We start from the raw sequence: 20178 nt of genomic DNA, 5'->3' as shown, positions 1-20178 counted from the left end.
GAACCACCCATGACTTCAGTATTCGACCGCGAGGACATCCTCTTCCAGGTCGTGGTCAACCACGAAGAGCAGTATTCGATCTGGCCGGACTACAAGGCCGTTCCGGAAGGCTGGCGCACCGTTGGCAAAAGCGGTTTCAAAAAGGAATGCCTGGCTTATATCGAAGAGGTCTGGACCGATATGCGACCGTTGAGCCTGCGCAAGAAGATGGAAGAGCAGGCGACTGCGGCTCACTAAACAGAGCCGACGCGCCCCGCTTTGAGGGAGCGGGGCAAGCCCGCTCCCTCATCAGGCTTTGCGTCTGGGCCGACAGTTGGTGCACCGCCGTCTGCTTTATCTTGAAGCTTGGCGCTTGAAACTCATCGCTGCTCTACTTGAACCGCCGCTCCACCCCTTTCTCCACCAGGATCTTCGCCGAAATCTCCTCCACGGAAAAATGCGTGGAGTTGATGTGGGGAATATTCTCCCGCCGGAACAGGTTTTCCACCTCGCGCACCTCGAACTCGCATTGCGCGTAGCTCGAATAGCGGCTGTTGGGCTTGCGTTCGTTGCGGATCGCGGTAAGGCGGTCCGGGTCGATGGTCAGGCCAAACAGCTTGTGCTGGTGGGCGCGCAGGGCGCTCGGCAGTTGCAGGCGCTCCATGTCGTCTTCGGTCAGCGGATAGTTGGCCGCGCGGATGCCAAATTGCATCGCCATGTACAGGCACGTCGGCGTCTTACCACATCGCGACACCCCCACTAGGATCAGGTCGGCCTTGTCGTAATAATGCGTGCGGGCGCCATCGTCGTTGTCCAACGCGAAGTTGACCGCTTCGATCCGCTCCATGTAGTTGGAGTTGTGGCCAATGGAATGGGACTTGCCGACCGAGTAGGAGGAATGCTCGCTCAGTTCCTGCTCGAGTGGCGCAAGAAACGTGGAAAAAATGTCGATCATGAAACCATTGGACGTTGCGAGAATCTCACGGATGTCCTGATTGACGATGGTATCGAAGATGATCGGGCGAAAACCGTCGGTTTCGGCGGCTTTATTGATTTGCTGTACCATGGCCCGCGCCTTGTCGACGCTGTCTATGTAGGGACGTGTCAGCTTGGTGAAGGTAATGTTTTCGAACTGCGCCAACAAGCTCTGGCCCAGCGTTTCGGCCGTGATGCCGGTGCCGTCGGAAATAAAGAAAGCAGATCGTTTCATTTGCGCCTTGGGCCTTAAGCTAGTGAGCTAGTAACGATTCTTGGATATGATAGGCGCGATTTGCCGGCCGCCCGTGGTCCGCATTCTCACTTATTTTCCAGGTCCAGGCCATATCGCCGGTGACTCGCTCCCCTGGAGCTACCGGTTCTCGAGCTTTTCCAACACAGTTAGTGGAGAGATCACCTTGGTAGAGTACGTAGTTTCCCTCGATAAGCTCGGCGTCCATGATGTAGAGCATGTGGGGGGCAAGAACGCATCCCTGGGCGAGATGATCAGTAACCTCGCCGGCGCCGGTGTATCGGTGCCAGGTGGCTTCGCCACGACCGCCCAGGCTTATCGTGATTTCCTGGAACTGAGCGGCCTGAACCAGCAGATCCACGATGCGCTCGACGCCCTCGACGTCGATGACGTCAATGCCCTGGCCAAGACCGGCGCCCAGATCCGCCAATGGATCATGGAGGCCGAATTCCCCGAGAAGCTGAACGCCGAAATCCGCACGGCCTTTGCCAAGCTCTCCGAAGGCAACCCCGATATTGCGGTCGCCGTACGTTCATCGGCCACTGCCGAAGACTTGCCGGACGCATCCTTTGCCGGTCAGCAGGAAACCTTCCTGAACATCCGTGGCGTGGAAAACGTGATTCGGGCTGCCAAGGAAGTCTTCGCTTCTCTCTTCAACGACCGTGCCATTTCCTACCGCGTGCACCAGGGCTTTGACCACAAGCTGGTCGCCCTGTCCGCGGGTGTGCAGCGCATGGTCCGCTCCGAAACCGGCACCGCCGGCGTGATGTTCACCCTCGACACCGAGTCGGGTTTTCGTGACGTGGTGTTCATCACCGGCGCCTACGGCCTGGGTGAAACCGTCGTACAGGGCGCGGTGAACCCGGACGAGTTCTATGTCCACAAAGGCACGCTGGAAGCCGGTCGCCCGGCGATCCTGCGTCGCAACCTGGGCAGCAAGGCCATCAAGATGATCTACGGCGACGAAGCCAAGGCGGGTCGCTCGGTGAAGACTGTCGACGTCGACAAGGCCGATCGCGCGCGTTTCTGCCTGAGCGATGCCGAAGTCAGCGAGCTGGCCAAGCAGGCCATGACCATCGAGAAGCACTACAAGTGCCCGATGGACATTGAATGGGCCAAGGACGGCGACGACGGCAAGCTGTACATCGTGCAGGCCCGTCCGGAAACCGTGAAGAGCCGCACTAGCGCCAACGTCATGGAGCGCTACCTGCTCAAGGAAACCGGCACCGTACTGGTGGAAGGTCGTGCCATCGGCCAGCGCATCGGCGCCGGCAAGGTGCGGATCATCAAGGACGTCTCGGAGATGGACAAGGTCCAGGCCGGCGACGTACTGGTTTCCGACATGACCGACCCGGACTGGGAACCCGTCATGAAGCGCGCCAGCGCCATCGTCACCAACCGTGGCGGGCGCACCTGCCACGCGGCGATCATCGCCCGTGAGCTGGGCATCCCGGCAGTTGTTGGTTGCGGCAACGCCACCCAATTGCTCAAGGACGGCCAAGGCGTCACCGTTTCCTGTGCCGAAGGCGATACCGGCTACATTTTTGAAGGCGAGCTGGGCTTCGACATCAAGAAGAACTCCGTGGACGCCATGCCGGAGCTGCCGTTCAAGATCATGATGAACGTCGGCAACCCGGACCGTGCTTTCGACTTCGCACAATTGCCGAATGCCGGCGTGGGCCTGGCCCGTCTCGAATTCATCATCAACCGCATGATCGGCGTGCACCCCAAGGCACTGCTGAACTACGACGGCTTGCCTCAGGAAATCAAGGACAGCGTCGACAAGCGTATCGCCGGCTACAACGACCCGGTCGGTTTCTACGTCGAGAAGCTGGTGGAAGGCATCAGTACCCTGGCGGCGGCGTTCTACCCGAAAAAGGTCATCGTGCGCCTGTCGGACTTCAAGTCCAACGAGTACGCCAACCTGATCGGCGGCAAGCTCTACGAGCCGGAAGAAGAAAACCCGATGCTGGGCTTCCGTGGCGCTTCGCGCTATATCAGCGAATCGTTCCGTGACTGCTTCGAGCTCGAGTGCCGCGCCCTCAAGCGCGTGCGCAACGAGATGGGCCTGACCAACGTCGAGATCATGGTGCCGTTCGTGCGCACCCTCGGCGAAGCGAGCCAAGTGGTCGACCTGCTGGCGGAAAACGGCCTGGCCCGTGGCGAAAACGGCCTTCGCGTAATCATGATGTGCGAACTGCCGTCCAACGCGATCCTGGCTGAAGAATTCCTCGAATTCTTCGACGGTTTCTCCATCGGCTCCAACGACCTGACCCAGTTGACCCTGGGCCTGGACCGCGACTCCGGGATCATTGCCCACCTGTTCGACGAGCGGAATCCGGCGGTGAAGAAGCTGCTGGCCAATGCCATCGCCGCCTGCAACAAGGCCGGCAAGTACATCGGCATCTGCGGCCAGGGCCCTTCGGACCACCCTGACCTGGCCAAGTGGCTGATGGAGCAGGGCATCGAAAGCGTTTCGCTGAACCCGGACTCCGTACTGGAAACCTGGTTCTTCCTGGCTGAGGGTCAGGCTGCGGTCTGATTGAGTGAAGGGGCCCCCGTTGGCCCCTTTTGATTGAAGCAGGGCGGGCTCCGCACGGAATCCGCCTTTTTTGTGCAAGAAGATCATGCAAAGCAGCAGCAACTTATTTCCTGTCGCCCTGATCAGCGCCGAGCGGCGTGGTGATTTGAGCGAAGATGTCTATCGCTTGAAACCCGGCAACAGCCCGGACTACAGCGTCGAACTGGCCGTCACCCGGCTGGGCATGGCGGATGCCGGCGAAGTCCGTGGCGTCCCGGTGATCCTGCTGCACGGCAGCTTCTCCAACCGGCGCTTCTGGTATTCGCCCAAGGGCCTTGGGCTCGGGGCATATCTGGTGCGGCGTGGGTTCGATGTCTGGATTCCCGAGATGCGCGGTCATGGGCTGTCGCAACGCAACCAGGGCTACCGCAACAACCGCGTGGCCGACTATGCCCGTTACGACTTGCCGGCCATCGGCGCCTTTGTGCGTGAGCAAAGCGGCCAGGTGCCCCATTGGATCGGTCATTCCCTGGGTGGCATTACCTTGGCGGCAGCCTTGGGCGGGCATTACCTGGGCGAGCCCGGCGTGGCGTCGGCGGCCTTTTTCGGTACCCAGGTCAGCCGCACCTACTGGCCGCTGAAAATTCCGCCGGTGGAGTGGAGCGGGCGATTCATCCTCAAGCGGTTTGCGCAATTGTCTGGCTCAAGGCTCAAGCGCGGCCCGGAGGATGAACCCATCGGCCTGGCCTTGGAGAGCATGCGCTGGTATGGCCTGTTTGGGCGCTTCGGCGATGCCGAAAAGAACTGGTGGGCGGGCCTTGCGGACGTGCAAGTGCCGGTGTTGGCGGTGAGTGCCGCCGGTGATCAGCAGGATCCAACCTGGGCCTGTCGCAAATTGTTCGAGCAGATCGGTTCCGAGTACAAGCAGTTCGTCTGTCTCGGCCGAGAGCAGGGCTTCAGCGCCGATTTCGGCCATGTGGAAATGCTCGTCAGCAAGGCCGCGCATGCCGAGGTCTGGCCGCTGGTGGCGCGCTGGCTGGAAAATCAATGTGCGCCGCTGTTGGCGGCACCGTCCGGATTGGCCGAAGCGGTTTGAGGGGAAGGCTCTGACAAGGGCATTCCGCTCTGGTCGGCTAGCGGCTAAGATATGACGCGCTACGTTGTTTCGGTCACAAACGGTTATTCATTCAGCCAGACGTCCAACCCTTGCAGGAGCTGCCCGATGAACCATTACCTCACGCCCGACCTGTGCGATACCTACCCGGACCTGGTGCAGGTGTTGGAACCGATGTTCAGCAATTTCGGTGGCCGCGACTCCTTTGGTGGTGAAATCGTGACCATCAAGTGCTTCGAGGACAACTCGCTGGTCAAGGAGCAGGTTGAACTCGAGGGCAAGGGCAAAGTGCTGGTTGTCGACGGCGGCGGGTCGCTGCGCCGGGCCCTGCTGGGTGACATGCTGGCCGAGAAGGCGGCGAAGAATGGCTGGGAAGGGCTGGTGATCTACGGCTGCATCCGCGACGTCGACGTCATTGCCCAGACCGACCTCGGCGTCCAGGCGCTGGCCAGTCATCCGATGAAAACCGACAAGCGCGGCATCGGCGATCTCAATGTTGCCGTGACCTTCGCCGGCGTGACCTTTCGTCCGGGCGAGTATGTCTATGCGGACAACAACGGCGTGATTGTTTCGCCGAGCCCGCTGAAAATGCCTGAATGAAGCGCTACAGCCATAAGGGATGAGGATGTTCGAGGAAGAAAACGCGCAATGGGGGCTGGTTCATGCCCTGGTGCTGGATGGTAAAGGCGGCGCGCGTTCGATAGCCCGGACCGAACTTGACGATTTGCAGTTGCAGGCCCATGAAAGCCTGTGGCTGCACTGGGATCGCAGTCATCCGCAAACCCATACGTGGTTGCGCAAATCCAGCGGCTTGAGTGAATTCAACTGCGACCTGTTGCTGGAAGAGAACACCCGGCCACGCTTGTTGCCCCTGCCCAACGCCGAATTGCTGCTGTTTCTTCGCGGGATCAACCTCAATCCAGGGGCCGAACCGGAAGACATGGTGTCGGTGCGCATCTTCGCCTCGGCCCAGCGTGTGATCTCCCTGCGGTTGCGTCCCTTGCGCGCCACCGATGAGCTGCTGGCGGAGCTGGTTGAAGGCAAGGGACCGAAGACCGCGTCGGAACTCATCCTTTATATGGCGCAATACCTGACCAATAAAGTGCAGGACCTGGTGACGTGCCTGTCTGAAATCGTCGACAGCGAGGAAGAAAAACTCGATACCGACGAACGGTATACACCCGAACACGACGCCATTTTGCACATCCGTCGCAGGGCCGCCGGACTGAAGCGATTCCTGGCGCCACAGCGGGACATCTTCGGCCAGATGTCGCGGATCAAGTTGCCCTGGTTCGTCGAGGACGATGGCGACTACTGGAATGAATTGAATAACAGCCTGACGCGCTACCTCGAAGAGCTGGAATTGACCCGAGAGCGCGTGGGGCTTGTGCTGGAGGCCGAGGACCGGCGTCTTTCGGTGCGCATGAACCGCACCATGTACCGCTTCGGCATCATTACCGGAATCTTCCTGCCGATGAGTTTTCTCACCGGCCTGCTGGGTATCAATGTCGGTGGCATTCCCTTGTCCGAAAGCCCTTATGGATTCCTGGTCGCCTGCCTGCTGATGGCGTGCGTGGCCTTGGGGCAATGGTGGTTGTTCCGCCGTTTGCGTTGGGTGTGATGGGCTTTCATGTGACCCGGCGAAATCTGATCGCGTCTTCCACAGACATCACGAGAGGTGCGTATGCACGATCCGTTCGAACAGTCTCTGCGCGACATGCTCAAGGCCTCGCCGTCCAGCCGGGACGACGATGCATGCCTGGGGCGTGTACTGAAAACCGCCAACCGCCAGGTCGGCGCCGGCGATCTGTTCAGCCTGCTGGGCCGTTGGTTGCCCGCGCTGATGATCGCGTTGAACAACGGGTCGGCCCATGTCTCGCCGGTTTCCCGTCGCAAACCTGTTACTCGCACCGCTGATAAGGCTGATTGAATATGGAACTTGATCTCTGGACCCAGAGCCTCGTCACGGCAATGACTGCGTTGTGGACCAAGATAGCTAATTTTATCCCCAACCTTTTTGGCGCCCTGGTGGTGCTGTTGCTGGGGTTTGTCGTGGCCAAGCTGCTGGACACGCTGCTTTCCAAGCTGCTCGCCAAATTGGGCCTCGACCGCCTGATGGGCGGCACCGGCCTGACCAAGCTGCTGTCCCGCGGCGGCATCCAGGTGCCGATCTCGACTCTGGTGGGCAAGATCGTCTATTGGTTCGTGCTGCTTATATTCCTCGTGTCAGCGGCTGAATCCCTGGGCCTGGAGCGCGTTTCAGCTACGCTCGACATGCTTGCGCTGTATTTGCCGAAGGTGTTCGGCGCGGCCTTGGTGTTGCTGGTGGGCGTCCTGTTGGCGCAACTGGCCAACGGGCTGGTACGCGGCGCAGCAGAGGGCGTTGGACTGGACTACGCTTCGGGTCTTGGGCGAATCGCCCAAGGGCTTGTCATTATCATCAGTATTTCGGTCGCGATCAGCCAGTTGGAGGTCAAGACTGACCTGCTCAACCATGTGATCGTGATTGTCTTGATTACCGTTGGTCTGGCGGTTGCGCTGGCAATGGGCTTGGGAAGCCGGGAAATCGCCGGTCAGATTCTTGCGGGAATCTATGTGCGTGAGCTGTATGAGGTTGGACAACAAGTGCGTGTTGGCGAGGTCGAAGGGCAGATCGAAGAGATCGGCACGGTGAAAACCACATTGCTGACTGAAGAGGGCGAGCTGGTGTCGCTTTCCAATCGGATCCTGCTGGAACAGCATGTGAGTAGCCGCTAACCCGGCAAACCCTGCTAATGTATGCCGCCGCGAAATGCCTGCCACCGCAGGGTGCGGCGCACATTGACCTAGACTGTCGGCCCGACTTGTTTTGAACAAACCCCAATCGCTATCCACGCGCTACGACCCCCGTGATCTCTCTGATGAGGAGTTGGTCGCGCGCGCGCATACGGAGCTGTTTCACGTTACGCGGGCCTACGAAGAGTTGATGCGCCGCTACCAGCGCACATTATTTAACGTTTGTGCACGGTATCTTGGGAACGATCGCGACGCTGACGATGTCTGTCAGGAGGTGATGTTGAAGGTGCTGTACGGCCTGAAGAACTTCGAGGGGAAATCGAAGTTCAAGACTTGGCTGTACAGCATCACTTACAACGAATGCATCACGCAGTATCGCAAGGAGCGGCGAAAGCGTCGCTTGATGGACGCATTGAGCCTTGACCCTCTCGAGGAAGCGTCCGAAGAAAAGGCGCCCAAACCCGAGGAAAAGGGTGGGCTCGATCGCTGGCTGGTTTATGTGAACCCGATCGATCGGGAGATTCTGGTGCTACGATTTGTCGCAGAACTGGAATTCCAGGAGATCGCAGACATAATGCATATGGGTTTGAGTGCGACAAAAATGCGCTACAAGCGCGCGCTCGATAAGCTACGTGAGAAATTTGCGGGCATTGCTGAAACTTAGTTCGGCGCAAATATCTCTTACGTGTAGGCAAGTTCTGATAGACTTGCCGCCGAGTTGTCCCCCGGTTTGCGGGACTGCTTCACAATCACCAGATGGGGATTTAACGGATGAAACTGAAAAACACCTTGGGCTTTGCCATTGGTTCTTTGATTGCTGCCACTTCGTTCGGCGCTCTGGCACAAGGCCAAGGCGCAGTTGAAATCGAAGGCTTCGCCAAGAAAGAAATGTTCGACAGCGCTCGTGATTTCAAGAACAACGGCAACCTGTTCGGCGGTTCGGTCGGTTACTTCCTGACCGACGACGTTGAACTGCGTCTGGCCTACGACGAAGTGCACAACGCACGTACCGAAGACGGCACTAACGTCAAGGGCGCCAACACCGCTCTGGACGCTCTGTACCACTTCAACAACCCAGGCGACATGCTGCGTCCTTATGTTTCTGCCGGTTTCTCGGATCAGAGCATCGACCAGAATGGCAGCAACGGTCGTAACCGTTCTACCTTCGCTAACGTTGGTGGCGGCGCCAAGCTGTATTTCACTGACAACTTCTACGCCCGTGCCGGCGTTGAAGCTCAGTACAACATCGACCAGGGCGACACCGAGTGGGCGCCAAGCGTCGGTATCGGTGTGAACTTCGGTGGCGGCTCCAAGCCTGCTGCTGCTCCAGTTCCAGCGCCAGCTGAAGTCTGCTCCGACAGCGACAACGATGGCGTGTGCGACAACGTCGACAAGTGCCCTGACACCCCAGCCAACGTAACCGTTGACGCTGATGGCTGCCCAGCTGTTGCTGAAGTCGTACGTGTTGAGCTGGACGTCAAGTTCGACTTCGACAAGTCGGTCGTTAAAGAAAACAGCTACGGCGACATCAAGAACCTGGCTGATTTCATGAAGCAGTACCCATCCACCAGCACCACTGTTGAAGGTCACACTGACTCCGTCGGTCCTGACGCTTACAACCAGAAGCTGTCTGAGCGTCGTGCAAACGCCGTTAAGCAAGTTCTGACCAACCAGTACGGTGTTGAATCGTCCCGCGTTCAGTCTGTTGGCTACGGCGAATCCCGCCCAGTTGCCGATAACGCTACTGACGCTGGTCGTGCAGTTAACCGTCGCGTAGAAGCGCAGGTTGAAGCCCAAGCTAAGTAATTAGCCCACAGCTTTGGAAAAACCCGGCCTAGGCCGGGTTTTTCTTTGCCTGGGATTTATGAAAATCAGGGGGGCTGGGGAAACACGAGGCCTGTGGGAGATCTGTGGGAGCGAGCTTGCTTGTGATGGCGGCCTGACAGTCGGCCGGGGGTTTGTTGACTGGGTACATATCCATTGCTGCGGTAACGGCTACTTAACGGGGCGCCCCAGATCAAAATCAAAAGCGAGGCGGCCTAACAGCCGACCTGTCTCTGGCGGTTGTACTTCAATCCCATTGTGGGAAGCCCGCTCGCGATTGCGGTGTGTCAGTCACCCTTCAGGTTGCTGATACATTGCCATCGCGAGCAAGCTCGCTCCCACATTGGGTAGGGATTGTCTGTCAGAGGGCTGAAGCCTGCGCGAAGGCCGGCTGCGAGGCGGCCAGTTCGGCAGCGCGCGCCACCGCACCAATCACCAGGATGGCCGGGCTCTTGAGCTGGAAGGCGCTGGCATCGGCTTCCATCGAAGCCAGGTCGCTGCGGCAGTCGCGCTGGTGGGGCAAGGAGGCATTTTCGATCATGGCCACGGGCGTGTCCGCCGCCAAGCCACCGGCCAGCAACTGCTCGCGGATCTCGCTCAGTTTCGCCACGCCCATGTACACCACCAAGGTGGTCCCACCTTGGGCCAAGGCTTGCCAGTTCAGGCTGCTGCCATCCTGGGTATGGGCGGTGACCAGCGTCACGCCGCGCGCAACACCGCGTAAGGTCAGCGGGATAGCGCATTGGGTTGCCCCGGCAAGACCGGCGGTGATGCCGTTGACCAATTCCACTTCGACGCCATGCTCGCGCAACCACTGCGCCTCTTCACCGCCGCGACCGAAGATGCACGGATCGCCGCCCTTGAGACGCACCACGCATTTGCCCTGGCGGGCATAACGCAGCATCAACCGATGGATGAAGGCTTGCGGCGTGGAACGGCAGCCGCCGCGCTTGCCCACGGCAATGATGCGTGCCCCTGGGCAATGTTCCAGCACCGCGTCGTTGACCAAATCGTCGATCAGCACCACGTCGGCTTCGCCCAAGGCGCGCACGGCTTTGAGGGTCAGCAATTCAGGGTCGCCAGGACCTGCGCCCACCAGCCAGACTTTTGCGTTCATAGTGTCTTCCTCACGAGATAGCGGCCACCGGTTGCGCGGTGGCAACCAGCAGACGCTTGATTTCAGGTACGCAGGAACCGCATTGCGTGCCGCAACCCAGTTCCTTTTTCAGCCCCTGCAAGTCCAAGCCACGCTCGATGCCGGCGCAGATGGCGCGTTGGCTGACGTTCATGCAATTGCACAGCGTCTTGCCACCGCCCACGGCAGCGCCGATGTTCCCTGGCGGCGCGCTCAGCGGTGCCAATAACCAACGGCGCAGTTGCTCATCGGCACGGCCTTCCAGCCACAGGTTCTGCAGCCAGTGCCGGGCCAGGGTTTCGCCGGCCAGGCGAATGGCAGTGATACGACCATTTTCGATCCGCACCCGTTTGCCAATGGAGCGACGCGGATCGTCATAGGCCAGCACTGGCCCATCGATCAGCCCCAGCTGTTCGTCAATCGCCTGTAGCAGTTGCGGATCGGGTGCGGCGGTGCTGGCAGCGCGTATCAGCAGCGCGGGACGCTCACGTCCGGTCAGGCTCAGGCTGACGTAGGCAAACGCCTCACACAGCGGACGCAGCGTCTCCAAATGTCGTTGAACGTCGCCCTCGACCAAGGCGAAAAGCTGCCAAGGCAGGTTCACCGGTTCCAGGCGCACACCGCTGTGCTTGAGTTCCGGCTGTTTCGACAACGGGTCGAAAGCCGGTTGAGTCAGGGTATTCACGCCGCCCTTGAGAAACCTGTCGCCCCAATGCATGGGCAGGAAGGCTTGGCCAGGGCGAACACTCTCGTCACTGTCCACCGCCACGATCACGCTGCCGCGACGGCTTTTCAGGCTGACCAGATCGCCGGCTTGCAGGCGATGGCGATTCAGTTCGTCCGGATGCAGGCTGAGCACGGCTTCGTTCACATGACCAAACAATTGCGCAGCGGTGCCGGTGCGGCTCATGCCGTGCCATTGGTCCCGCAGACGACCGGTGTTCAGGGTCAGCGGGTAGCGTGCGTCACGTAGCTCCTTGGCGGCGCGATAGGGTTCGGCCACAAACCGGGCACGGCCACTGTCGGTAGGAAAAATCCCGTCCACGTACAAACGCGCCGTTCCAACCGTGGCGCCTTCGGGGAAAGGCCATTGCTGGGGGCCGAGTTTATCGATCAGCGCGTGGCTGATGCCGGACAGGTCCAGGTCGCGGCCGCGGGTCAGTTGTTTGTATTCGTCGAACAGTTGGGCCGGAGCATCGAAAGCGAACAGGCTGGGTGAGCCTGGGCGCAGACGCTTCTCCAGTCGTTGTGCGAAATCTACGGTGATGGCCCAGTCCGGTCGTGCTTCGCCCGGTGCGTTTATTGCCCGGCGAACGTGGGACATGCGTCGTTCGGAATTGGTGACCGAACCTTCTTTCTCGCCCCAACTGGCCGCCGGCAGCAACAGGTCGGCAAACGCGGCGGTCTCGGTGGTTCGGAAGGCTTCCTGCAACACTACAAACGGACAGGTTTGCAGGGCTTCGCGCACGGCGGTCTGGTCCGGCATCGACTGGGCCGGGTTGGTGCAGGCGATCCATAGGGCCTTGATCTTGCCGCTGCGCACCTGTTCGAAAAGCTCGATGGCGCTCAGCCCCGGAGTGCTGGGCAGTTGTTCCACGTCCCAATATCTGGCGACCTCGGCGCGATGCTCAGGATTGCCGGCTTCGCGATGACCCGGCAGCAGGTTGGACAGGCTGCCGGTTTCCCTGCCGCCCATTGCGTTAGGCTGGCCAGTCAACGAGAAGGGTCCCGCACCCGGCCGGCCAATTTGGCCGGTGGCCAGGTGCAGATTGATCAGCGCGCTGTTTTTTGCGCTACCAGCGGTGGACTGGTTCAAGCCCATGCACCACAACGACAGGAAACTCGGCGAAGTGCCGACCCATTCGGCGCATTGGTGCAGGTGCTCGACGCTGATGCCGCACAGTTGAGCAACCATGGTCGGCGTGTAGTCGCGTACCATATTCTTCAGGTCCGCCAGGCCTTCGGTGTGGGCCTTGATGAAACTGCGGTCGACCCAGTCTTCCCACAGCAGCAGGTGCAAAATCCCATGGAACAAGGCCACGTCGGTGCCCGGCAGAATCGCCAGGTGCAGGTCCGCCAGATCACAGGTGTCGGTGCGCCGGGGATCGATGACGATGATTTTCATCTGCGGCCGGCGGGATTTTGCCTCTTCGAGACGACGAAACAGGATGGGATGGGCGTAGGCCATGTTACTGCCAACGATCATCACGCAGTCGCTCAGTTCCAGGTCTTCGTAGCTGCAGGGTGGGGCGTCGGCACCGAGGCTGCGCTTGTAGCCCACCACGGCGGAGGACATGCACAGCCGCGAATTGCTGTCGATGTTGTTGGTGCCCACCAATGCCCGGGCAAGTTTGTTGAAGGCGTAGTAATCCTCGGTCAGCAATTGGCCGGAGATGTAGAACGCCACGCTGTCCGGGCCGTGCTCGGCGATCGTGTCGGCGAAGACGCTGGCGGCGTGATCCAGGGCGCTGTTCCAGTCGGTGCGTGCCCGTGCCAGGCTTTTACCGAGGCGTAGCTCGGGATACAAGGCGCGCGCGGCGAGGTCGCCAGTCAGGTGCAGGGTCGAGCCCTTGCTGCACAGTTTGCCGAAGTTGGCCGGATGGGCGGGATCGCCGCTGACGCCGAGGATGCGCTCGCCGTCATGCTCGATCAGGACGCCGCAACCGACCCCGCAATAACAGCAGGTCGAGGCAGTGGTCTGGCGGTTCATCAGCTTGCGTCCCGCAGGGCCAACTGCACGCGGCCGTTCTCGACCCGCGCCGAATGATGATGGGCGCAGCCCACGTCAGGGGCCTGGGCCTGGCCGCTCTCCAGGTCGATCTGCCAGTTGTGCAACGGGCAGGCCACGCGCTTGCCATAGACCAATCCTTGGGACAACGGGCCACCCTTGTGCGGGCAACGGTCATCAAGGGCGAACACTTCGTCGTCGCTGGTGCGGAAAATCGCGATGTCGCCTTTCGGGCCATTGATGATGCGCGAACCGAGGGTATTGATTTCTTCCAGCGCGCAGATATCCAGCCAGTTCATGCCGGCACCTCCAAGGTCTTCACGGGGATGACTTCGAACTCTTTTTTCAACTGAGGTTGTTCCAGGCGTTGCTTCCACGGGTCTTGTTCCAGCGACAAGGAAAACTTCAGGCGTTCATGAAGGGCCTTGCGCCGCTCCGGATCTTCCAGCACGGCTTTCTTGATGTGTTCCATGCCGACCCGTTGCATGTAATGCACGGTGCGTTCGAGGTAGAAGGCTTCCTCGCGGTACAGCTGCAGGAAAGCACCGTTGTATTCACGGACTTCTTCGGCGGTCTTGAGCTTGACGAAGAACTCGGCGACCTCGGTCTTGATCCCGCCGTTGCCGCCGATGTACATCTCCCAGCCCGAATCGACGCCGATAATTCCCACGTCCTTGATGCCGGCTTCCGAGCAGTTGCGTGGGCAACCGGAGACAGCCAACTTCACCTTGTGCGGCGACCACATGTTGAACAGGTCGTGCTCGAGCTCGATGCCAAGCTGGGTGGAGTTCTGCGTGCCGAAGCGGCAGAACTCGCTGCCGACGCAGGTCTTCACGGTGCGGATGGACTTGCCGTAGGCGTGGCCGGAGGGCATGTCGAGGTCTTTCCACACGCCGGGCAAGTCCTGCTTCTTGATGCCTAGCAGATCGATTCGTTGCCCGCCGGTGACCTTGACCATCGGCACGTTGTATTTGTCGGCAACGTCGGCGATACGCCGCAGTTCCGAGGGATTGGTGACGCCGCCCCACATCCGTGGGACAACGGAGTAGGTGCCGTCTTTCTGGATGTTGGCGTGGGCTCGCTCGTTGATCAGGCGCGACTGCGGATCGTCCTGGGCTTCGCCGGGCCAGGTGGAGATCAGGTAATAGTTCAAGGCCGGACGGCACGTGGCGCAACCGTTGGGAGTGCGCCAGTTCAGGTAGCTCATGGTTCCGGCGATGGTCAGCAGGTGCTGGTCTCGGATCGCCTGGCGAATCTGGCCGTGGTTGAGGTCGCTGCAGCCGCAGATGGCTTTTTCACTTTTCGGCTTGACGTCCGCCGCACCGCCCACGGTATTGATCAGGATCTGCTCCACCAGGCCGGCGCAGGAGCCGCAGGAGCTGGCGGCCTTGGTGTGTTTTTTCACGTCATCGACGCTGAACAGCCCGTGTTCCTGGATCGCCTTGACGATGGTGCCCTTGCACACGCCGTTGCAGCCGCAGACTTCGGCGGTGTCGGCCATGCTCATGGCTTTGTCCTGGCCTTGATGTCCTACATCACCCAGTGCGTTTTCCCCAAACATCAGGTGATCGCGGATCTCACTGATGCCATGGTTCTCACGGATCTGGCGGAAATACCAACCACCGTCCGCGGTATCGCCGTACAGGCAGGCACCGACCAGCACGTCATCCTTGATCACCAGTTTTTTGTAGACGCCGCCGATGGGGTCGGAGAGGGTGATGGTCTCGGTGCCTTCGCCGCCCATGAAGTCGCCGGCGGAGAACAGGTCGATGCCGGTGACTTTCAACTTGGTCGAGGTGACCGAACCCTTGTAAGTGGCGAAGCCCAGTTGCGCGAGGTGGTTGGCGCAGACCTTGGCCTGTTCGAACAGCGGGGCCACCAAGCCATAAGCCGTCCCACGGTGGCTGGCGCATTCACCGATGGCGTAGATGCGCGGATCGTAGGTTTGCATCGTGTCGTTGACCAGGATCCCTCGGTTGCACGGGATGCCGGATTTTTCCGCCAGTTCGGTGTTGGGGCGGATACCAGCGGCCATCACTACCAGGTCGGCAGGGATGATGTCGCCGTTCTTGAACTGTACCGAGCCGACCCGGCCATGGCCGGCGTCGTGCAAGGCCTGGGTCTGTTCACACAGGCGGAACTTGAGCCCGCGGTTTTCCAGGGCGGTTTGCAACAGTTGGCCACTGGTCTTGTCCAGTTGGCGCTCCAGCAGCCACTCGCCGATGTGCACCACGGTCACGTCCATGCCGCGCAGTTTCAGGCCATTGGCAGCCTCCAGGCCCAACAGGCCACCGCCGATAACCACGGCGTGCTTGTGGGTCTTGGCGGTGTCGATCATCGCTTGGGTGTCGGCGATGTCGCGGTAGCCAATCACGCCGTCCAAGGTGTTGCCCGGGATTGGCAGGATGAACGGCGTGGAGCCGGTGGCGATCAGCAGGCGGTCGTATTCGGCTTCGCTACCGTCTTGGGCGATGACCCGGCGCTTGATGCGGTCGATCTCCACGACTTTGCGGTTGAGCAGCAACTTGATGTTGTTTTCCAAGTACCAGCTCAGGTCGTTGAGCACGATGTCTTCGAACGTTTGCTCCCCGGCCAGCACCGGCGACAGCAGGATGCGGTTGTAATTAGTGTGAGGCTCGGCACCGAATACCGTGATGTCGTAGAGCTCGTTGCTCAGCTTGAGCAGTTCCTCGAGGGTGCGAACCCCGGCCATGCCGTTGCCGATCATTACCAGTTTGAGTTTTTTCATCAGGGTTCTCCGCAAGCTCAGGTCCAGTTTCATCACGGCGATCGGACTGGCTCGACATTTTTACGAAAACAAAAAAAGGCGTCTCGCTAGTGGCCTAGCGAGGACGCCTTTGTCCTGGTCCCGTTCTCTCGGGAAGCACCGCCTTCATCGTTGGAGGCGTTGCTTTATGTATGGTGAGAGAGGTTATGCAGTGGTTGTGCCAAGTGGCTCGGGGCCGCGAATTTACCGGCTGAGGGCGGGGGTGGGTGAGATGAAGGGGCGTTTATTGCACCGAATCAAAGCGTGTTGCCCGGTAATGGAGCGTGGCAGGGCTGGCGAGAAGGCTTTTGTGGCGAGGGAGCTTGCTCCCGCTCAAGCGCGCAGCGGTTGCCTGTTTTTTGGGACTGCTTCGCAGCCCAGCGGGAGCAAGCTCCCTCGCCACGGGTCATGAGTGAAATACCAAGAACAACAGCACCACATTCACCAACAACGATCCCAGCGCCAACGTCCGCCAGACCTTCAGCGGTTCACGCTCTAGCAAGGGCCGGGGCCTTACGCTCAAGCTGCGGCGCTCGCCTTGTTCCAGCAGCAATAACCATTCTTCGGCCGTTTCAAAGCGCTGGGCCGGATCCGCCGCCACCGCGCGATCCAGGCTTAGCCCAAGCCACTCCGGCAGGTCGGGCCGATAACGATGGGCACTCACCGGCACGCCAAAGCGCGGACGTTGGAAGGCTTCGATTTCGCCGTAGGGATAATGCCCGGTCAGCAGGTAATACAGCGTCACGCCGACGGCGTACAAATCCTGCTGCGCCGTAGGCAATGTGCCGCCGAACGCCTCCGGAGCGATGTAGCTGGGCGTGCCGGGCAAAACGTTGGCCTGGTCTTCGGACAGGCCCGGGCAGTATGCCAGGCCGAAATCCAGCAGGCGCAATTCCCCGTCGTCGCCCAGGTGCAGGTTTTCCGGCTTGATGTCGCGGTGATAGATCTGCCGTCGATGCAGCAGGCCGACCGCCCGCACCAGCCGTTGCGCCAGGTCCAACCATTGGGCCAGCGGTAACGGCCCGCCCTGGTTGAGCAGCTCGGCCAAGGTCTCGCCCGAATATTCGCGCATCACGTAGTACAAATGCTGACGCTGGGGAACGCCATGGACTTCGGGAAACTGCCGCCCGGCGACGCGCTTGAGAAACCACTCCTCCGAGAGCAACGCCTGACCGGCCCGGCTATCGTCCCGTAGCTGCACGGGCAGGGTCTTCAGCAGCCAAGGTTGGCCCTGGCCGTCGTGGACCCGATAGAGCAACGATTGCTGGCTCTGGCCGAGCAGGCCTTCGATCTGCCAACCCTCGAACACCTGCCCCGGTTTCAACGCAGGCGGCAGGGGCCATTGCTGCAACTGGATCAGTGCATCGCCGATGCTGGCTTCGCCCAAGGCATCGACGCGTACCAGCAAGGCGCTGGCATTGTCCTGGCTCCCGGCCAAGTGCGCGGCGTTGACCAGCGTCTGCGCGGCGAGGTCGAGGTCCGGTTGGTCGCGCAGGATGCCGGCGATGGCCGTGTCCCCCAGCACCGCCCAGACGCCATCGCTAAGCAGCACGAAGGTTTCGTCGGTGCGCAATTCACCGTCGAGGAAGTCCAGGATCAGATGCTGATCCAAGCCCAGGGCACGCTTGAGCACATGTTGCATGCCCTGCTGTTCCCAGACATGGTCTTCGCTGACCCGTTGCAAATGATCGGCATGCCAGCGATAGACCCGGCAATCACCGACATGGGCGAGGGTGAAGCGTCGGCCCCGCAGGACCAGGGCGCTGACAGTGGTGAGCAGCGGTTGCCCGCCACCGTTGGCCTGCAGCCAGCGATTTTGCGCCAGCAGCAGCCGGTCGAGCGCTTGGGCCACGCCCCAGGTTTGCGGGGTGGAATAGTAGTCCAGGGCCAGCGCCTGCAAGGTCGAACGGGCGGCCAAACCGCCGTCGGCGCATTGGCTCACACCGTCGGCGATGGCGAACAGGTAACCTTTGCTGGCGGCCAGGGCCGGGGCCGGGGTGACCAGGCGCAGGGCGTCCTGGTTTTCCTCCCGCGGGCCGATAGCGCTGGCTTCGGCAAAACTCAGTTGCAGGCTCATGGTGACCGGTTATACCCGAGCGGCGGTGACAGCTGCCGAACCCCAAGTGGTTCTCCAGCGACGTTTCACGCCATACAGGCCGAACCAGGCCAGCACTCCGAGGCTGGCGAACAACCACAGCGCCAGTTGATAGCTGCCGGTGCTTTGCTTGATCGCGCCCATGCCCGCCGCCAGGGCGAAGCCGCCGATGCCGCCGGCCATACCGATCAGGCCGGTCATCACGCCGATCTCGCGGCGGAAGCGTTGTGGCACCAGTTGGAACACTGCGCCGTTGCCCGCACCCAAGCCGAGCATGGTGCAGACGAACAGTGCCAGCGCCGCATAGGAGCTCGGCAGGTTGAAGCCGACGGCGGCAATGCAGACAGCCGCGACGGTGTACATGCCGAGCAAGGTGCGGATGCCGCCGAAACGGTCCGCCAGCGCGCCGCCCAATGGACGCATCAGGCTGCCACCGAACACGCAGGCCGCGGTGTAGTAGCCGGCGGTGACCGGGCTCAGGCCATATTGGTCGTTGAAGTAGCCGGGCAGGGCGCTGGCCAGGCCGATGAACCCGCCAAAGGTCACGCTGTAGAAGAACATGAACCACCAGCTGTCGCGGTCGCCCAGGGCCTTGAGGTAGTCGGCCATGGATTTGGCTTTCGGCCGCTCCGGAGCGTTCTTGGCCAGCCAGGCAAAGAGCACCAGGGTGATCACCAGTGGGATCACCGCGAAGCCGAAGACGTTGGTCCAGCCGAAGGCCACGGCCATGACCGGTGCGATCAACGCGGCGAGCACGGTGCCTGAATTACCCGCACCGGCGATGCCCATGGCCTTGCCTTGATGCTGCGGCGGATACCACTGGGACGCCAGTGGCAGGGCAACGGCGAATGAAGCGCCAGCGACACCCAGGAACAGGCCCAGCAGCAACGCTTGTTCGTAGCTGTGGATGCCCAGTTTCCAGGCGCAGAACAGCGCACCGATCACGATCACTTGGCCGACCATGCCGGCGGTCTTGGGTGAAATCCGGTCGGCAAGCAGGCCCATGAACAGGCGCAGCACGGCCCCGGCCAGGATCGGCGTTGCGACCATCAGGCCGCGCTGTTGAGTGGTCAGGTGCAGGTCGGCGGAGATCTGTACCGCCAGTGGACCGAGCAGGTACCAGACCATGAAGCTCAGGTCGAAATAGAGGAAGGCCGCGAACAATGTCGGGGTGTGGCCGGATTTCCAGAAGCTTGAATTCATCGCGCACCTCAGCTGTAAAAGTCTCGAGAAATGAGTCAGTGCTTTGAGCAGTGCGCCGCCTGTGGTCGCACCACCGGTCCCGAAGGACCAAAACAAAAAAACGCCGCAACCCTGAGCACCCGGAGGCGAAGAGGATGTGCGACGTCTTTGTCGTAGGTGGGGCAACCGCCGTTGGTTACCTATGGAGTTGCTTAAGCGAGATCTGTGCCAACAGGGCAGGTGCTACATCACCTTCAGCCCAGCAACTCGTTCATTGCAATGATTTGCTCCGCTACCTGGATGAGTTTCTGTTGGCGGCTCATGGCTTGGCGGCGCATCAGGGTGTAGGCCTGCTCCTCGTTGCAGTCCTTCATTTTCATCAGCATGCCCTTGGCCAGTTCGATGCGTTTGCGTTCGGCCAGTTGCTGGTCCCGGGCCAGGAGCTGGGCGCGCAGGGCCTGGTCGCTTTCGAAACGGGCCATGGCGACGTCGAGGATCGGTTGCAGGCGCGCGGCATGGATGCCTTCGACGATGTAGGCGCTGACGCCCGACTTGATCGCCTGGCGCATCACGTCCGGGTCGTGCTCATCGGTAAACATGACGATCGGTCGCGGTTGGTCGCGGCTGACCAGCACCACTTGCTCCATCACATCGCGGCCGGGTGACTCGGTATCGATCAGGATGACGTCCGGACGCACTGTTTCGACGCGCGCGGGCAGGTCGATGGTCAACCCGGATTCGTCGATCACTTCGAACCCGGCTTCAATCAAGGCAGCCTTGAGGCGGCCGACTTTTTTCGCAGTGTCGTTGATCAGCAGGATACGCAGCAT

17 protein-coding genes are annotated in these 20178 nt (G+C 60.8%); 9 read left to right on the top strand and 8 right to left on the bottom strand.

The features are described from left to right. Nucleotides 1–9 precede the first annotated feature (9 nt). Nucleotides 10–237 (top strand): MbtH family protein, encoded by a 228-nt coding sequence (locus J3P82_RS17055; protein ID WP_186609895.1) that lies wholly within the window; start codon nucleotides 10–12, stop codon nucleotides 235–237. Between the two features lie 133 nt (nucleotides 238–370). Here J3P82_RS17055 and ppsR read toward each other — a convergent pair whose 3' ends face one another. Further along, complete coding sequence (gene ppsR / locus J3P82_RS17050; protein ID WP_186609894.1) at nucleotides 371–1189, bottom strand: posphoenolpyruvate synthetase regulatory kinase/phosphorylase PpsR; 819 nt, start codon at nucleotides 1187–1189, stop codon at nucleotides 371–373. Nucleotides 1190–1373: 184 nt separating this feature from the next. Here ppsR and ppsA point away from each other — a divergent pair, with 184 nt between their 5' ends. The 8 genes from ppsA (at nucleotide 1374) to J3P82_RS17010 (ending at nucleotide 9423) form a co-directional block, all read left to right on the top strand. After that, the gene (ppsA, locus tag J3P82_RS17045; protein WP_434557887.1) at nucleotides 1374–3749 is read left to right on the top strand and encodes a phosphoenolpyruvate synthase; all 2376 of its coding nucleotides are present in this window, start codon (nucleotides 1374–1376) and stop codon (nucleotides 3747–3749) included. 85 nt (nucleotides 3750–3834) lie between these two features. Then, nucleotides 3835–4824, top strand: a complete 990-nt coding sequence (locus J3P82_RS17040; RefSeq protein WP_434557886.1) for an alpha/beta fold hydrolase — start codon at nucleotides 3835–3837, stop codon at nucleotides 4822–4824. Nucleotides 4825–4950: 126 nt separating this feature from the next. Further along, nucleotides 4951–5442, top strand: coding sequence for a ribonuclease E activity regulator RraA (gene rraA, locus J3P82_RS17035; protein ID WP_434557885.1), 492 nt, complete (start codon nucleotides 4951–4953; stop codon nucleotides 5440–5442). A gap of 25 nt (nucleotides 5443–5467) precedes the next feature. Next, nucleotides 5468–6463, top strand: coding sequence for a zinc transporter ZntB (locus J3P82_RS17030; RefSeq protein ID WP_434557884.1), 996 nt, complete (start codon nucleotides 5468–5470; stop codon nucleotides 6461–6463). Nucleotides 6464–6526: 63 nt separating this feature from the next. Next, entirely contained in the window at nucleotides 6527–6772 is a 246-nt protein-coding gene (locus J3P82_RS17025) for a hypothetical protein (protein ID WP_014337331.1), read from the top strand. Between the two features lie 2 nt (nucleotides 6773–6774). After that, nucleotides 6775–7599 carry a mechanosensitive ion channel family protein gene (locus J3P82_RS17020; RefSeq protein ID WP_045155488.1) on the top strand — a complete coding sequence of 275 codons (825 nt, stop codon included), beginning with the start codon at nucleotides 6775–6777 and terminating at the stop codon, nucleotides 7597–7599. Nucleotides 7600–7690: 91 nt separating this feature from the next. Beyond that, complete coding sequence (gene sigX / locus J3P82_RS17015) at nucleotides 7691–8281, top strand: RNA polymerase sigma factor SigX (protein WP_025212681.1); 591 nt, start codon at nucleotides 7691–7693, stop codon at nucleotides 8279–8281. Between the two features lie 107 nt (nucleotides 8282–8388). Continuing rightward, nucleotides 8389–9423, top strand: coding sequence for an OmpA family protein (locus tag J3P82_RS17010; RefSeq protein WP_434557883.1), 1035 nt, complete (start codon nucleotides 8389–8391; stop codon nucleotides 9421–9423). Nucleotides 9424–9802: 379 nt separating this feature from the next. Here J3P82_RS17010 and cobA read toward each other — a convergent pair whose 3' ends face one another. From cobA to J3P82_RS16975, 7 genes are all read right to left on the bottom strand, one after another. Then, on the bottom strand, nucleotides 9803–10558 hold the full coding sequence (gene cobA, locus J3P82_RS17005; protein WP_434557882.1) for a uroporphyrinogen-III C-methyltransferase: 756 nt from the start codon (nucleotides 10556–10558) through the stop codon (nucleotides 9803–9805). A 10-nt stretch (nucleotides 10559–10568) separates the two neighbouring features. Continuing rightward, nucleotides 10569–13286, bottom strand: coding sequence for a nitrate reductase (locus J3P82_RS17000; protein ID WP_434557881.1), 2718 nt, complete (start codon nucleotides 13284–13286; stop codon nucleotides 10569–10571). Then, a complete protein-coding gene (gene nirD / locus J3P82_RS16995) occupies nucleotides 13286–13603 on the bottom strand; it encodes a nitrite reductase small subunit NirD (protein WP_434557880.1) in 318 nt (105 codons plus the stop codon). The genes J3P82_RS17000 and nirD overlap by 1 nt, the downstream gene beginning before the upstream one ends. Then, nucleotides 13600–16053, bottom strand: a complete 2454-nt coding sequence (gene nirB, locus J3P82_RS16990; protein ID WP_434557879.1) for a nitrite reductase large subunit NirB — start codon at nucleotides 16051–16053, stop codon at nucleotides 13600–13602. Before nirB ends, nirD begins: the two co-directional genes overlap by 4 nt. Before the next feature lie 424 nt (nucleotides 16054–16477). After that, nucleotides 16478–18148, bottom strand: coding sequence for a protein kinase domain-containing protein (locus tag J3P82_RS16985; RefSeq protein ID WP_434557878.1), 1671 nt, complete (start codon nucleotides 18146–18148; stop codon nucleotides 16478–16480). A 9-nt stretch (nucleotides 18149–18157) separates the two neighbouring features. Beyond that, entirely contained in the window at nucleotides 18158–19369 is a 1212-nt protein-coding gene (locus tag J3P82_RS16980; RefSeq protein WP_186609882.1) for a nitrate/nitrite transporter, read from the bottom strand. A gap of 233 nt (nucleotides 19370–19602) precedes the next feature. Continuing rightward, nucleotides 19603–20178: an ANTAR domain-containing response regulator gene (locus J3P82_RS16975; RefSeq protein WP_047737436.1), complete on the bottom strand. Its 576-nt coding sequence runs from the start codon at nucleotides 20176–20178 to the stop codon at nucleotides 19603–19605.

Origin of the sequence: Pseudomonas sp. Z4-20 (assembly GCF_051131955.1) — a bacterium.
Lineage (GTDB): Bacteria > Pseudomonadota > Gammaproteobacteria > Pseudomonadales > Pseudomonadaceae > Aquipseudomonas > Aquipseudomonas marvdashtae.
Note: the sequence above shows the minus strand (reverse complement) of the source record. Positions and strands in the feature narration are given on the sequence as shown.